Below are 15342 nucleotides of genomic sequence, written 5' to 3' on the forward strand. Positions count from 1 at the left end.
GGCACTCCGAACGGCGAGGGTGAGGGGGTCGGGTGCTCGGTTGTCAGGAAAGCGACGTGTGCGGTGCGGTCAGGTTCCGGGGCGGGAGGTGCCGGTCGCGGGCCCGGTGCTGGCCCGCAATGAGATCGGCGGCGTGAGCAGATGGTGCCGGCCCGGCGCGGCGGGCTGCTCGATCCGCTCGACGAGCAGGTCGACCGCGCGCCGGCCCATCTCCTCCGCCGGCACGTCCGCCGCGGTGAGCTGCGGGGTCACGGTCTCCGCCCACCGGCTCGCGACGACGCCGGTGACGGAGAAGTCGCGCGGTACGTGACGGCCCGCCCGGGCGAGCCCCCGGTACAGGCCGCCCAGAGCGGCCTCGTTGAGCGTGACCAGCGCGGTGGTGGCCGGGTCGTCGTGGAGGATCCGCTCCAGGCACGCCTGGCCGGACGCCGCGTCGTCCCCGCAGCAGTATGTCCGTACCGTGAGCCCGCGCTCGGCCGCGGCCTTGGTGAAGCCGTCAAGACCGCGGTGCGCCGACTCGTACCCGGCCTGCAGGAGCTGTTCGGGCCGGTTGACGAAGGCGACCCGGCGGTGGCCGAGGTCGGCGAGGTGGTGGACGCACGCCGCCGCGAGCGCGGTGTGGTCCAGGCTCACCCACCAGCCGTTCTCCGGATGCGCGGTGCGGCCTATGGCGACGGAGGGGAAATCCAGCTCGGCCAGGTGCTCGACCCGGTCGTCCTCCAGCCTGATCTCCATCAGGATCGCCCCGTCCACCCTCCGCTCCCCCAGCAGCCGCTGGAACGAACGGTCGCTGTCGGCTCCGCTGGGCGACAGCAGCACGTCGTAGTCGTGCACCGCCGCGGCCTCCACCACACTGCCGATGAAGTCCAGCTGCATCCCGGTGTAGTGGTTGCCCGCCGGCGGGAAGACCAGGCCGATCGTGCTGGTCCGCCCGTTCGCCAGGGCCCGTGCGCTGGCGTTGGGCCGGTACCCCAGCTCGTCGATGACCTGCTGGATCTTGCGACGGGTCTCCTCGGACACCGAGCGCTTGCCGCTCAGCGCGTACGACACGGTGCTCCGCGAGACACCGGCCCGCTTGGCGATCTCACCGATGTTCACGTCGGGCTCCTTGCTCGAACCGGTTCGACACCTCGCAGGAGGAGGCACGCGCCGGTCGCGAGGGTGAGGGGTGGGACGGGGTGCGAGGTCCGGCTGTCGAACCGGTTCGCGTGAAGTGACGGTAGGAACTGCCCGCATGCCTGTCAACACCCTGCACCGCACTTTCCCGGTCCGACCCGGGGGTGCGTGTTTCCTTGTGCCGGAGGGATTGCTGGCCGGGTTGCGCGGTGCTAGCTTCGCGAACCGGTTCGACGAAGTGATCCTTCCGGCGAACCCGCGCTCCTTCCGCACCTTCCCTGGAGACGAGCTGTCGCATCCCCCAAGCGACGACGTGTCCGCGGTCCGTGACATCGAACCGATTCGACAGAGATCAGTCCCGCGCTCTCCTCGCCGGCCCCCCGTGTACGAGCAGCCGACCGAGTTCGGCCGGCGGGAATCGCCTACTCAAGGATTGAGGACGCCATCCATGCCATCCGCTGACAGATTCGCCCGGCGACGGGCCCCGGCCGCCGTGACGCTGGCCCTCGGCGCGGGCCTGCTGGCCGCACCGGCCGCCCCCGCGCAGGCCGCCGAGGCGCCCCGGCCCGCCGCCCGTTACACCTTCGACCAGGACGACATGGCGACCGGGAAGATCACCGACAGCTCCGGCAACGGGCTGACGGCAGACCTGGTGAACGGCTCCACCGCCCGGTCCGTCGAGGGCACGGAAGGGGGCAAGGCCCTCGCCCTGCCCGGCGGTGCGGCCGACTCCGGCGGCGCGTACGTCCGGCTGCCCCGTGCCGTGGTCGGCGACTCGGCCGACCTGACGGTCTCCGCGCGCGTGAAATGGAGCGGCGACAAGTCGCCCTGGCAGCGGATCTTCGACCTCGGTACCGACACCACCAACTACCTCTTCAGCACCCCTCACAACGGCAGCGGGCTGTTCCAGACGTCCGTGACCACCGGCGGAGGGGGCGCCGAGGCACAGGTCCGCGGCTACGCGCCGCTTCCCTCGGCCGACTGGCGGACCGTCACCGTCACCCTCGACACCTCCGCGGGCCGGCTCACCACCTACCTCGACGGCGTGGCGGTCTCCTCCGCCGAGACCGCCGTCAAGGCCAAGGACCTGCTGGACGGTTCGGCCACCACCGCCGGGTACATAGGCAAGTCGTTCTATCCGGACCCCCTGCTCAAGGGCGCGATCGACGACTTCACCGTGTGGCACGCGGCGCTGAGCGCGGAGCAGGTCGCCGGTACCGTCGGGACCGTGCCCACCCTGCAGGAGCTCTCCAGGACGTCCTTCGAGGCGCGCACCACGACCGGGACCGCCCCGTCCCTGCCGGCCGCCGTCCGCGCCTCCTTCTCCGACGGCTACGACCGCGACACGCCCGTCACCTGGGATGCCGTTCCCTCCGACGAGTACGCCGCACCGGGCACCTTCACCGTCTCCGGAACCGCGGCCGGGCGCTCGGTGAAGGCCACCGTCACCGTCGTCCGCGAGGGGCAGCTCACCGTCGACCTCGGCTCGGACACCGGCGCGTTCCACGGCGGCGCCTCCGGCACCCTCTACGGCGTGTACGGGCCGGACGTCCCGACCAACAACCTCATGGAGGGCATGGGCCTGCGCACGGTCTCCACCAAGGCCCAGGACGGCCCGCAGCACCCCGGTGCCGACGCCCTGGAGGTGGTGAAGCCGCTGGCCGACTCCACCGACGGTGACGTGTACATCTACATGACCGACATCCACCGCGGCTTTCCGTACCAGTGGCCCGGCGACACCCCCGCGGAGAAGCTGAAGCTCTACAAGGAGAAGATCGCCGAGCAGGTCGACCAGGTCCTCAAGCTGCCGAAGGAGTACCAGGACAACATCGTCTTCGTGCCGTTCAACGAGCCCGAGGGCAACATGTTCGGCACCGGCGAGTGGAGCTACAACAAGGTCAGCTGGCTCAACGACCCCGACGACTTCCTCGCCGCCTGGGACGACGCGTACAAGCTCATCAAGGGCAGGATGCCGAACGCCCGTATCGCCGGGCCCAACACCAGCGTCCTGTACGACCAGGTGAAGGGCTTCCTCACCCACACCCTGGCCGCGGGCACTCTCCCGGACGTCGTCACCTGGCACGAGCTCAGCCACCCGGAGGCCGTGCGCCAGAGCGTCGCCAAGTACCGGGGCTGGGAGAAGGACCTGTTCAAGGGCACCGACCGCGCGGGTACGCAACTCCCCGTCAACATCAATGAGTACGCCTTCAACTACCACACCTCGGTGCCCGGCCAGATGATCCAGTGGGTGTCCGCGATCGAGGAGTCCAAGGTCGACGCCGACATCGCGTACTGGAACATCGACGGCAACCTCTCCGACTCGGCCGTGCAGTCGAACCGCGGCAACGGCCAGTGGTGGCTGCTGAACTCGTACGCCTCGATGAGCGGTCACACGGTGAAGGTGACCCCGCCGTTCCCCGGCGAGAACTACACCATGCAGGGCGTCGCCACCCTCGACGAGAAGAGGAAGCAGGCTCGGCTGATCTTCGGCGGCTCCACCGGCAAGGGCCACATCACCTTCGCCGGCGTACCGAAGAAGGTCTTCGGCAAGAACGTGCACGCCTGGGTACGGGAGATCGAGTGGAGCGGGCAGGTCGGGGACTCGTCCGGCCCGAAACTCCTCGCGGAGACGAACCTGTCGGTCGGTGACGACGGCACGGTCGCCCTCGACTTCGGCGACGGCGCCCTGCCGAAGCTGAAGGAGTCCTCGGCCTACGAGGTCGTTCTCAGTCCTGCCGGGGAAGCGAAGGGCACGCAGGCCCCGCCCGTGCGCTGGCAGTCCTCGTACGAGGCGGAGGACGCCGCGCACACGGGGTCCGGCTGGTCGAAGAACGGCCCGGAGGGCTCACCGCGTGACGTGTCGAAGTTCTACACCTCGGGCGGCTACGACGTAGGCGGCCTGCGCACCGGCTCGGACGTCGCGCTCGACTTCACCGTGGACGTGCCCGAGGACGGCACCTACGACCTGAGCGTCTTCGCCAACTCCCTCAACACCTTCGACAAGGTCAAGGAGCAGGGCCCCACCAACGTCTTCCTGCGCGTGGACGGCAAGGCGGACAGCGAGCGGGAACTGCATCTGCCGCTCGGCTACAAGTGGGTCGTCTGGGACCACACCGACACCAAGGTGCAGCTGACCAAGGGCAAGCACACCCTGACGCTCGCCGCGAAGAGCGCCGACGGCAAGCGCGCCACCAAGGGCGACGCCATCGTCGACCGCCTCACCCTCTCCCTCCCCCGCGCCGCGGCCGGGACTCGGGTGTACGAGGGTGAGCTGGCCTGGCCGGCCGGCGGGGCACGCCCGGTCTACGACCTTCCGAAGCCGGCGGCCACCGGCTCTGGCGCGGTCCGCCTCGCGAAGGGCCAGAGCGCCACGTTCTGGGTCTACTCACCGGCCGACCGCGAAGCCACCCTCGAGGTCGACACCCTCGGCGGCACCGGGTCCCGGCTCGCCGTCAACAGCCACGACGTCCTGCGCCTGACCAAGGGCCGGAGCAGTGCGGCGGTCTCCCTCTCCGGGGGCGTCAACAAGGTGACCGTGACCGGAGGCGCGTCCACGACCCTCGTCGACCGCCTCACGGTCACACCGACCGACGGCACACTGCCGGTGCGCACCTACGAGGCGGGGGACGCCCGGCTCGCCGGCTCGGCCAGTCTCGCCCCGCTCTCCCTCGCCACCGACGGCACGGCGATCACGGGCATCGGCGGGGCCCCCGGCAACGGCAACACCGCGACGTTCACCGTCCCGGCCGACCGGGCCGGCCTGTACGCGCTGCGCATCCGCTACTCCAACCCGGAGCAGTCCGAGGCCACCCACTACAACCCCGACCCGCTCGCCCGTCACGCCGACATCAGCGTCAACGGCGGCACCGCGCGACGCGTCGGCTTCCCGCACAGCTTCCACCAGAACAACTTCTGGGAGCTGACCGTCCCGGTCCAGCTGAAGAAGGGGACGAACACGATCGGCTTCCGCTCCGAGGAACTGCCGAACTTCGACGGCACCACGTACGCCTCGGACACCTTCCCGGGCGTCCTGCTCCGCTCCCGCTTCGCACCGCTGATCGACCGGATCACCGTCGCCCCGTACGCGCGGGAGGTCCGCTGAGGTGAAAGGCCCGGTCCGTCACCCCTGACGGACCGGGCCGCACCCGGACCGGCGGGCCGTGCGCCTTCCGCACCCCATGGTCACCAGACCTTCACGTCCGACCGCTGCCGACGCGGCCTCCTTGGGCACCCGGGTGTCATCGACCGGGAGGGACTGGGCTGTGATCGCTGTCGCCGTACTGCTGCTGCCGGCTCTGGGGGTACTGCTGTTCGTGATGGACCGCGTCGAGGACCGCTTGTCGGCCCGCCCGCCGTCGGCCCGCCACGCCCGGAAACGTCATCTGCGCCTGGTCCACGACGCCGGCCCGCCGACCACCGGGCACATCCCGGCCCGGCGTTCCCGGCGCCACGGCAAGGCGGCGTGACGCCGGAGGCCGGATGAACGACACGTTTCACGGAGGCGGGGTCCGCCTCGTCCGCGGCGACTGGACACGGCAACGATCAGCACACCAGCTGCCTTCCGGGTCTACGCCGATCCCACGGGCCATCCGTTCTGCATCTTCGTCGCCTGAGGTCTCCTCAACTCCCTTTGCCGTACCGGCGGCGCGCTCGCGGTCGCCCTCTCCGAAAGCCTGCTCTCCGGCGCCGGCGGTGGCTTCTCCCTCCCGCGCATGCGCATCGGCCTCCTCGCAGTCGCAGCTCTCCTCCTCGCGACCACCGCCCTGTCCCGCCTGCTCCTGCTCCGCGGCTGACGCCGGGACCTGCGGGTCCGCGCTCGGACACGTCACAGGTGGCCGGGACCGTCGGCCAGCGCGATCCGGGCGGTGATGCGTTTGCCCACCGGCTCCCGCTGCACCTCGAAGTTCTCTGCCACGGCCTTCACGATCTCCAGGCCGTGCTGGCCGATCCTGCCGGGATCGGTGGCCCGGGCCGCTGGGATCCTGTGGTCGCTGTCCCACACGGTGATCTCCACGGTGCGGGCGATGATGCGCAGTTCCAGCAGGACGGGGCCGGGAGCGTACTTGCGCGTGTTGGTGACGAGTTCGCTGACGACCAGCTGGGTGAGGTCTCTTGCCCGAGCGGAAACGGGCAGGTGCTGGTCGTCGCTCGCCCGGTCGAGGAAAGCGGCGGCGTGATGGCGGGCGTCCGCGATGCAGCTGTCGTCTCCGTCCAAGGCATATCCGACGCGCAGGAGATGCACGTCCGGCGTCGTACAGCCGTCACCGTCAGCAGCAGATTCCACTGGCCTCGCCCTCACTCCCCGTTCCAGCGCGCCGGTACCCGTTTTGCGGCCCTGCATGCCACACGAATGCGTTCGGCACCATCGCCCGGGTGCATCCGGCCGGGTCGGTGGGGCAGAATAAGCCCCGCACGTTCTGACCGGGCAAGCCTGAGCACAGTTGAGGAGAAGGTGTCCCAGCACGAGAAAGCGGACCGGCCGGGCCGGCTCCACGCCGAACACCGCATGGCCGGAGGCATCCGGATCGTGACACTGCGGGGCGAAATCGATCACGACGTCCAGGACGTGCTCAGTGAGGCCCTGCTGGTCGAGAGCGGCGCGGTACCGCCGCGGACGGTCGCGGATCTCAGCGGGGTGACCTTCATGGACTCCAGCGGCATCAACGTCTTCGTCGCCGCACACCAGCAGGCGAGCAGCGCGGAGGGCTGGGTGCGTATCGCCGGCGCTCAGAAATCAGTCCTGCGTGTCCTGCAGCTGGTCGGCGTCGACACCCTCATCCCCTGCCACCCCACCACCGAGCAGGCCCTGGCCTCCTGATCCGCGTCGCCCGGCGGTGACGCCAGGACCGGGCTCTGTCGGGCCCGTACCCCTCGGTCCGACCCTGCCGGCAGCCCTGGTTCAACGGCCGGCGCCGCTCCGCCAGAAGCCGCGCAGGGCCGCCGCGAGGGTGTATCCGGTGGAAGGCAGCCTGCGGTCCTCAGGTGGCCGCGCTGCCGCAATCGCCGGTCAGGACAGGATCTCGATGTGCCCGTCCGTTCCGTGGACGCGGATCCGCTGCCCGTCCCGGATCAGCCGGGTGGCCCGGTCCACGCCTACGACGGCCGGCAAGCCGTACTCGCGTGCGATCACCGCTCCGTGGGTCATCAGGCCGCCCACCTCCGTCACCAGGCCGGCGATGCCGACGAACAGGGGGGACCAACTGGGGTCCGTGTAGGCGGTGACCAGGATGTCGCCCGGTTCGAGGTCGGCTCGGGCCATGTCCAGGATGACGCGGGCCCGTCCCTCGATGGTCCCGCCGGACACCGGCAGGCCGATCAGGGCACCGTCCGGCGCGTCGTCGCGCCGGTACGCCCCGTTGACGCTCTCGCCGTCCGATGTGAGGACCCGGGGAGGCGTGAGCGCGGCGTAAGCACGGAACGCTTCCCTGCGCTGCTGGACGAGCCGGTCGTCCACCCGGTTCGAGCGTGCGACCTCCTGGAGTTCCTGGAACGTGAGGTGGAAGATGTCCTCCCGGTCGCGGAGCACGCCGGCCTGCGCGAGGCGCCCGGCCTCCTCCAGCAGCGCCTGCTTGTAGACGAAGAGGCGGGCGACGATGTCGTACTTGGGGTACTCCCGGTATCCGATGAAGGTCCGGACCCGGTCGATCATCCGCTTGGTCTCATCGGCCTTGCTCTCTCCTCCGGGAAGGGCCCTCAGGCGTGTGAGCACCTCATGTTCCTTCTTCTCCGCCTCCTTCCGCCCTTCCTCGAAGCGCCGCTCGGCCGCGCCCGGTTCGAAGTTCCTGACGTTGTCGAGGATCGCCGGCACGAGTGTGCTGGGGGATTCGCGCCAACGAGGCCTCGTGATGTCGATCTCGCCGGCGCAGCGCATGCCGTACCGGTCGAGGTAGGTCTCGATGGCGTCGCGCGCTTCGGTCCCGCCGGCGAGCTTCGCCAGCTCGTCCAGGAAACCGTCGTCCTCGACGTTCCGCAGGAACGCCACCACCTCCGGGTGCGGACGGATCACGTCTGCGACGTCGAGCAGCGCCAGCCCCATCTGTGAGGTGACGTTGTCGGGGGCGGACAGCGTGAGTGTGTCAGCCGCGTTCTTCTCCCCCAGCCAGTCGTGCAGCTTGTCGTTGAGCCACCAGGTGGCCTCCATCCCCGCCATGATCACCTGGATGCTCAGCGGATCACTGAGGACCCGTTTGTGTTCCGTGAAGGCATCCACGAGGAAGTCGAACAGAGCCGGTCCGGTCTTCGTGCCGATGTCCCGCCGCAGGGCGGCGATGGACGCCTCGCTGCGCTCGATCAGGCGGGTGACGATCGCCGGATCGGTCTCGACCGGGGCGGGTGTGCCGCCGGCCGGGGGCCCGTCGGCGGCCGGGTCCGGGAGCAGGGGGACGAAATCGTCGCGTTCGAGGACCGTCTCCAGCGCGTCCCTGGTCAGTGGGTCGCCTCTTCCCACGAGGTCGAGGAGGCCCGTGCGGCTCGTGGGCGTCGTCAGGGCCCGGGTGGCGTCGACCCACAGTCTCCCGCCGGCGTCGGTCATCGGCGCCATGGCCGTCAGCTTCCACACGGAGAGCCCAAGGGGCTTCATGGGGTCGGTCATCATCTGCTGGTGTCCGACGGAGACGTAGACGTGATTCTCCTCGTCGTCGGTCTCGGGTACGGGGAACAGCGTCGTGATCGGCCGGCTCTGCACGATCTGGAAGCCGTCGTCGGCCAGGCACCATTCGATGTCCTGCGGGCGGCCGAAGTGGGCCTCGATCCGCCGCCCGAGGTGGACGAGCTGCACGACCTGCGCATCCGTCAGCGCCGCCTGCTCCTGCCGCTGGGAGTCGACCGCCCTCTCCTGCGTGCCCCCGGCCGGCAGGGCGTGAACGGCGCGCTGTTTGGCGGCGATCGTCCTGACGACGACTTCGCCGTCCCGCACCTTGAAGACGTCGGGGTTCACCAGGCCGGACACCAGGGCCTCGCCGAGGCCGAAGCCGGCGTCCACGGTGGCCACCTTCCGGTTGCCCGTGACGGGGTCGGCGGTGAACAGGATGCCGGCCGCGTCCGGGAGGACCATCCGCTGCACGACGACGGCCATGTGGACCACGCGGTGATCGATGCCGTTCCGCCGGCGGTAGGTGACGGCCCGCTCGGTGAACAGCGAAGCCCAGCACCGGCTGATGTGCCGGCGGATCGCCGTCGGCCCCATGACGTTCAGGTACGTGTCCTGCTGGCCGGCGAAGGAGGCCGTCGGCAGGTCCTCCGCCGTCGCGCTGGACCGGACGGCGTAGGCGGCCTGATCACCGTGCCGGCCGAGCGCGCCGGTGATCGCCGCCGCGAGATCGCCGGGAAGGGCGATCCCCTCGATGGTCCGGCGGATGCGCGCGCTGAGCGTGCGGATCGCCTCCCGGTCGTCCGGGTCCGAGCGGGACAGCAGATCCAGCAGATCCTCGATCGACGGCGCTCGCGTCACGATCCGCCGGAACGCCTCCGTCGTCACGCAGAAGCCACCCGGCACGCGAATGCCCGGGATCCGCGACAGCGCGCCCAGATGCGCGCCCTTGCCGCCGACGACCGCGATCTGTGTCTCGTCGACCTCCTGAAGATCCAGCACGTATGGCTCGTTCATCTGCGACGCACGCACGTCGTGTCCCCGTTTCCGCAGGTTGTGGCTTCGGTCGACGATTGTGCGCCGCCCCCCGGGCCTTGCCGCAAGCCCCCCTGTGCGCTATACCTTGAGAAAGGCAAGGAGAAGATCTCCTTGCCTTTGTCGTTGATCGTGCATCTCCATGTCCGACGCCGTCGTCGTGTGCTCGAACCTGTCCTTCTCCTGGCCCGACACCCCGGTCTTCAGCGACCTGTCCTTCACCGTCACGACCGGCCGTACGGGCCCGGTCACCCCGACCGGCACCGGCAGAAGCACGCTGCTGAAGCTGATCGCCGGTGAACTCCAGTCGGCGACCGGCTCGTCGTGCTGTCACCGGCCTCAGCCGGTCCTCGGGGTCTTGAGGAGCGGCACGTCCCGCGACAACTCCTGGAAGCCGACGCTGTAGTAGAGGCCCCGCGCCTGGGGGTGGCCCGGCGCGCCCAGGCACGCCACCGTCGCGTGAGTGGCCCCTGCCTCCCGCGCCTGACGCATGCCGTGCAGGAGCATCGCCCTTGCCAGCCCTCGGCGACGGTAGTCCGGGTGCGTCCCGACCGGCTCGAATTCCGCGCTCTTGTTCGCTTCGTCGAGCCACATGATGGTCGAGGCCGCCATCGTCCCTTCCGGCGCCTCCACGAGGATGTGCAGATCGCCGCGGTACGCCGCCGTACGCCGTACGCCCTGGTAGCTCTCGGCCGTGTACGCCGAGGGCTTCCAGGCGTCCAGATGGGCCTGGACAGCGGCCTCGGGTCCGGCCTCGTCGGCGGTGCGGAACCGGAAGCCGTCCGGCAGTGCCGGTTCTTCCAGGTCGGCGAGGTCCCGCTGGTTGAGCTGGGTCCAGGTCCCCTTGTCGCCGAGGCCGGCCGGGTCGGTTCCGTAACCGTGCGCCGCCCACCGCTGCAGGGCGTACTCGTCGGCGGCGCCCGGCAGCACCGTCCGCTCGATGCCCGCCGCCGCGTGGTCGTACCAGTCGATCACCTCGTCGACCAGTCCGGCGTGGTCGGGATGGACCTGGTAGGCCAGGTAGGCGCCGGTGATGTTGTGCACCGACCCGTCGTTCCGCCTCACCCGGCGCGGCAGGTGAATCCAGCCCCATGCCACCAGGTCCTCGCCGGAGAACCACATCCGGCGCCGCCAGCTCGCGCGGTCACCGGCATGTCCCTTGCCCCAGTTCCAGGCCAACTCACCGTATGAGGCGTCGCTGTTGACCAGGTCCGGGCGGGCGGCGGTGACCCGCTGCGCAAGCCCCTGCATGAGTCGGACGTCCCCGGCCGTCATCTGCTCGGCATTCGCCATGGTGCGTCACTGTGCCAGGATCCCGCAGGCCCGTCGAACCGTTTTGGGCCGTGGAAGGGTCTCGGTGTGCGCGGGTCCACAGGCCCGGATCAAGCGCGAGGCACGAGTGGTGTTTCCACGAACCCTCGGCGTTGTACGCGCTCGCCCCGCCCCTCGTCGTGGCTTACCCTTCCTTCGAGTCACCAGTCAAACCGGTGACGACACTTTGGGGGCATCAGACGGTGACGGCCTTGCCCTCGAAACGACGCGTGGCCGGGGAGGGCAGAGCCCTCCCCGGCCACGCCGGCGATCCGGATCAGCCGCGCCTGGGCAACCGCCAGTTCGGGCGCGGGAAGTGGCAGGTGTAGCCGTCCGGGTAGCGCTGGAGGTAGTTCTGGTGCTCCGGCTCGGCCTCCCAGAACGCACCGGCCGGCACGACCTCGGTCACCACCGGGCCAGGCCACAGCCCGGACGCCTCGACGTCGGCGATGGTGTCCTGCGCGACGCGGCGCTGCTCGTCGTCGAGATAGAAGATGGCGGAGCGGTAGCTCAGGCCGATGTCGTTGCCCTGCCGGCCCCTCGTGGTCGGGTCGTGGATCTGGAAGAAGTACTCCAGGATCGCGCGGTAGTCGGTGGCGGTCGGATCGAAAACGATCTCGATCGATTCCGCGTGCCTTCCGTGGTCACGGTAGGTGGCGTGGGGCTTGTCGTCGTCGCCGCTGTAGCCGACCCGGGTACGGATCACTCCGGGGAGCGACCGGATCAGCTCCTGCATCCCCCAGAAGCAGCCACCCGCAAGCAGCGCCCTCTCCTCGACATCACTCATGACGCACCACCTTTCTCGCCCGCATCCGACCACACGGGACCAGCCTCGCACACAGGCCCTCCGCGTGCAGTCACCATCTTGGCAGGTGACGATGTCACCTGTCGCGGCGGCTCCCCCTGCACCGCTGATACGTCGACGCGGCCATTGGCTACGCACTCTTCATACCGCTACGTCGAGAACATCGTCGCCGTCAACCGCACGTGACCCGTCGACCTCGCCCGCGGTCTCGCGGACGACGGTGTCCGCGCCCGCCGGGACGCCTCCGTACGCGAGGTCGTCGCCTGTGATCACAGGCGGCGGAGAGGCCGGTCGCGTCCGATACGCGCCAATGTCACTTCTTCGCGCCGCGGCGGCGATCGGCAGCGCCCGCCCCGCACCCTGGGCTGCGCACGCACCGGCCGCCTGGGCGAACACGCCCTCTGCCGGGCCGCCACACTTTCATCACGCGCTACCCACACAATGAACACTTCCAGCCGTGGGGCGAGCGGCGCCTCCCCCTGGGTGCAGACGCTGCGCTCGGCCCCTGCCTAGCCTCCGTGGCCATGCGATCACCCCTGATGAGACGTTTCGGTCTCGCCGCCGTCCTCGCTCTCGCCCTCGCCGTGTTCGGTCTGGCCCCCAGCGCGAGCGCCGCCGACCCGGCACCGGCAGAGCTGACCTTCGCCACCGACAGCGCCACCACCACGCCCGGCGGCTCGGTCAAGCTGTCGATGACCATCGCCAACAACAACACCTACGACGTCTGGTTCGTGTACCAGACGATCGAACCGACCTGGCTCACCACACAGCGCCCCGACCTGAAGTACAGCTTCACCGGGTGCAGCCTGACCACCACGAACGGCCCCGCCCCCTGCTCCGGCACCGGCCCGGCCAATCTCGGCGCGAACTACGGCGCCACCATCCCGCCCGGCCAGAGCCGTACGGTCACCCTCACGCTGGACGTCGCCGCCGATTCCGGCTGCAACGGCAACATCGGCTTCTACTCGTACTTCTACGTCGAGTTCAGCGACTCCACGAACGTCAGCGGCGGCCCGGTCTACACGCCCGTGACGCGAGTGCTGTGCCCCTGACGCCCGGTCCCGGGCCCCGCGAGCCGTGACCTGAAAGCCGCCACACCCAGGCGGCCACTCCGGTCTGGACCACTGGCAATCTACCGGCGGGCCCCGCTGGCCCGCCGGTACGCCGCCCAGGGCCCGGACCAGCGCGCCGGGCTCTCGCGCCAGCCAGGTCCGACCTCACCCGGCAACCAGGAGCGGCTCGCTTCGCTTTCGAATGGACCCCATTCGACACCTGCGCTTTTCCGTCATGTTCCGCAACATGACCGCAAAATCTCCACACAGCCATCACTATGTGACGCGAACGGATGCGTGACGAACCGGCTTCTGAGGGGGATGCCGGCGGCACGCAAGGGGGTGCGTCCGCTCCACGGGAGCCGTACTCGCCCCTGCCCGGGGAGGGGACCTCACCGCATGAAGCGGAACATACGCACCACCGTTCTCACGGTGGGCGTGCTCATCGCCGCACTGGGCCTGCCGGCCGGCGCGGCCCACGCCGACACCACGCCCCGCGTCGATCTGCGCGTGCTGGTGGTGAGCGACGGCGGCCCGTCCACCGACGCGATAGCCGCCGAACTGACCGCGGCCGGAACGCCGTACACCCGGATCGACCTCACGCAGTCCGACCGGACCGTGATCGACGCCGACTTCCTCGCGGACACCGTCGACGGCCGGCCTCGAGCGAAGTTCCAGGCCGTCGTGCTGCCCAACGACAACCCGTTCCCGGCCGGTTCCGCCGAGATGGCGGCGCTCACGGTGTACGAGCAGACGTACGACATACCCCAGGTCGACGCCTACACCTACGCGCGTCCCGAAGCCGGTTTGCAGTACCCGGTCCACGGGGGCTACTCGGGCAGCATCGACGGGAAGCGGGCGGAGGTGACCGCCGCCGGCAGGTCGGGCCCCTTCGGCTATCTCGACGGGGCGGTGCCCTTCGAGGACAACGACCCGGCCATCGGCGAGAGTTACGCCTACCTGTCGAAGCCCGTGGCGGGGGCCGACTTCACCCCGTACGTGGAGGCGGCGATCCCCGGGCAGGCGGCCAAGGGCACGCTGGTGGGCGAGTACCGGCACGACGGGCGGCGCGAGCTGGTCGTCACCTTCGTCTACAACCAGTACCAGCAGCAGTTCCGGCTCCTGGCCCGCGGCATCGTGGAGTGGATGACCGGCGGTGTGCACCTGGGTGCCTCACGGAACTACTTCTCCGTCCACGTGGACGACGTGTTCGCCGCCGACGACCGCTGGAACAGCCGGCTCAACTGCACACCCGGCGACGTCGACTGCACCGACTCCAGCGCGACGCCCGACCCGATCCGGATGACGGCGGGCGACGTCGACCACGCCGTCGACTGGCAGAACGACAAGAAGTTCACACTCGACTTCGCCTACAACGGCGCCGGCAGCGTCGACCACCGGGAGGACAACAACGGCGCCGACGCGCTCGCCGACCGGCTGATCGCACGGCGGAGCGAGTTCCGGTGGATCAACCACACCTACTCGCACCCCTTCCTCGGCTGCGTGCAGGACACGACCGTGGTGCCCTGGAAGTGCGCGACCGACGCCGACGGCAGCACCCGGTGGATGAGCCGCGACGACATCTCCGACGAGATCGCCACCAACCGGGTCTGGGGCGAGAGAGCCGGACTCCCGCTGGTGAACGACGAGTTGGTCACCGGCGAGCACTCCGGCATGAAGGTGCTGCCGCAACAGCCCGAGGACAACCCCAACCTGGCGCTCGCCCTCGACGACAACGACATCGCCTGGCTCGGCTCCGACAACTCCCGTGAGCCCGCCCAGCGCCAGGTCGGTCCGGCCACCACCGTGCCCCGCTATCCGATGAACGTCTTCTACAACGCCGGACGGGCGGCCGAGCAGGTCGACGAGTACAACTGGATCTACACCAGCCGCGCCCAGGGAGGCAGCGGCATCTGCGAGGACAACCCGGCCACCACCACCTGCCTCAGGGCGCCGCTGGACGCCGCCACCGGCTACGCCGACCACATCGTGCCGCTGGAGACGCGGATCGCCCTCGGGCACGTCCTGGCCAACGACCCCAAGCCGCACTTCATCCACCAGTCGAACCTGGCCGAGGACCGCATCGCCTACCCCGTCCTCGACGGCGTCCTGGACGGCTACGAGGCCCTCTTCACGCAGGACACCCCCGTCGTGAACCCGCGGATGCGGGACATCGGCACCGAACTCCGGCGCCGGGCCGCATGGCAGGCCGCCCTGCGGGCCGGAGAGGTCACCGCCCACCGCATCGGCGACACCGTGACCGTCGACGCGCCGGACGGACTGGCGGTCCCCGCGACCCTGCCCACCGGCACCACCCTGGCCGGCGCCGCGTTCGGCGAGGCGTATGCGGGGGCGGTGTCCGGCTGGACCCCCTCCACAGGTGAGCCGCTCGCCCTCACTCTGCCGGCGTCCGCCCCCGCTCCGGTCGCCGACGC

At 70.1% G+C, this 15342-nt stretch carries 10 protein-coding genes and 1 pseudogene; 6 read left to right on the forward strand and 5 right to left on the reverse strand.

Going from position 1 to position 15342, the window contains the following annotated elements:
* Positions 1-69: 69 nt before the first annotated feature.
* Complete coding sequence (locus tag C1J00_RS22965) at positions 70-1098, reverse strand: LacI family DNA-binding transcriptional regulator (RefSeq protein ID WP_102910947.1); 1029 nt, start codon at positions 1096-1098, stop codon at positions 70-72.
* A gap of 466 nt (positions 1099-1564) precedes the next feature.
* On the opposite strand from C1J00_RS22965, the gene C1J00_RS22970 reads away from it, so the two are divergent.
* A complete protein-coding gene (locus tag C1J00_RS22970; RefSeq protein ID WP_102910948.1) occupies positions 1565-5218 on the forward strand; it encodes a LamG-like jellyroll fold domain-containing protein in 3654 nt (1217 codons plus the stop codon).
* 160 nt (positions 5219-5378) lie between these two features.
* The gene (locus C1J00_RS22975) at positions 5379-5582 is read left to right on the forward strand and encodes a hypothetical protein (protein ID WP_102910949.1); all 204 of its coding nucleotides are present in this window, start codon (positions 5379-5381) and stop codon (positions 5580-5582) included.
* A gap of 359 nt (positions 5583-5941) precedes the next feature.
* On the opposite strand, the gene C1J00_RS22985 is transcribed toward C1J00_RS22975, so the two are convergent.
* The gene (locus tag C1J00_RS22985) at positions 5942-6400 is read right to left on the reverse strand and encodes an ATP-binding protein (RefSeq protein WP_102910950.1); all 459 of its coding nucleotides are present in this window, start codon (positions 6398-6400) and stop codon (positions 5942-5944) included.
* 168 nt (positions 6401-6568) lie between these two features.
* Here C1J00_RS22985 and C1J00_RS22990 point away from each other — a divergent pair, with 168 nt between their 5' ends.
* On the forward strand, positions 6569-6934 hold the full coding sequence (locus tag C1J00_RS22990) for an STAS domain-containing protein (RefSeq protein ID WP_245936463.1): 366 nt from the start codon (positions 6569-6571) through the stop codon (positions 6932-6934).
* Positions 6935-7123: 189 nt separating this feature from the next.
* On the opposite strand, the gene rph is transcribed toward C1J00_RS22990, so the two are convergent.
* Positions 7124-9721, reverse strand: coding sequence for a rifamycin-inactivating phosphotransferase (gene rph / locus C1J00_RS22995; RefSeq protein ID WP_102910952.1), 2598 nt, complete (start codon positions 9719-9721; stop codon positions 7124-7126).
* Positions 9722-9881: 160 nt separating this feature from the next.
* On the opposite strand from rph, the pseudogene C1J00_RS23000 reads away from it, so the two are divergent.
* Positions 9882-10061: pseudogene (locus C1J00_RS23000) on the forward strand (ABC transporter ATP-binding protein); the annotation flags it as partial.
* A 17-nt stretch (positions 10062-10078) separates the two neighbouring features.
* Here the strand turns inward: C1J00_RS23000 and C1J00_RS23005 are convergent.
* Positions 10079-11032 carry a GNAT family N-acetyltransferase gene (locus C1J00_RS23005; protein WP_102910953.1) on the reverse strand — a complete coding sequence of 318 codons (954 nt, stop codon included), beginning with the start codon at positions 11030-11032 and terminating at the stop codon, positions 10079-10081.
* A 295-nt stretch (positions 11033-11327) separates the two neighbouring features.
* A complete protein-coding gene (msrA, locus tag C1J00_RS23010; protein ID WP_102910954.1) occupies positions 11328-11837 on the reverse strand; it encodes a peptide-methionine (S)-S-oxide reductase MsrA in 510 nt (169 codons plus the stop codon).
* A gap of 557 nt (positions 11838-12394) precedes the next feature.
* On the opposite strand from msrA, the gene C1J00_RS23015 reads away from it, so the two are divergent.
* Complete coding sequence (locus C1J00_RS23015) at positions 12395-12907, forward strand: hypothetical protein (RefSeq protein WP_245936464.1); 513 nt, start codon at positions 12395-12397, stop codon at positions 12905-12907.
* Positions 12908-13306: 399 nt separating this feature from the next.
* A partial coding sequence (locus C1J00_RS23020; RefSeq protein WP_102910956.1) for a hypothetical protein occupies positions 13307-15342 on the forward strand: 2036 nt, incomplete at its 3' end.

The organism is Streptomyces cahuitamycinicus, from assembly GCF_002891435.1.
In the GTDB taxonomy this organism is placed as follows: domain Bacteria; phylum Actinomycetota; class Actinomycetes; order Streptomycetales; family Streptomycetaceae; genus Streptomyces; species Streptomyces cahuitamycinicus.

Bases quoted from the DNA above. Each gene is read 5' to 3' on its own strand.
- C1J00_RS22970 (WP_102910948.1), top strand. From the start codon at position 1,565: ATGCCATCCGCTGACAGATTCGCCCGGCGACGGGCCCCGGCCGCCGTG.
- C1J00_RS23015 (WP_245936464.1), top strand. From the start codon at position 12,395: ATGAGACGTTTCGGTCTCGCCGCCGTCCTCGCTCTCGCCCTCGCCGTG.
- msrA (WP_102910954.1), bottom strand. From the start codon at position 11,837: ATGAGTGATGTCGAGGAGAGGGCGCTGCTTGCGGGTGGCTGCTTCTGG.
- C1J00_RS23005 (WP_102910953.1), bottom strand. From the start codon at position 11,032: ATGGCGAATGCCGAGCAGATGACGGCCGGGGACGTCCGACTCATGCAG.
- rph (WP_102910952.1), bottom strand. From the start codon at position 9,721: ATGAACGAGCCATACGTGCTGGATCTTCAGGAGGTCGACGAGACACAG.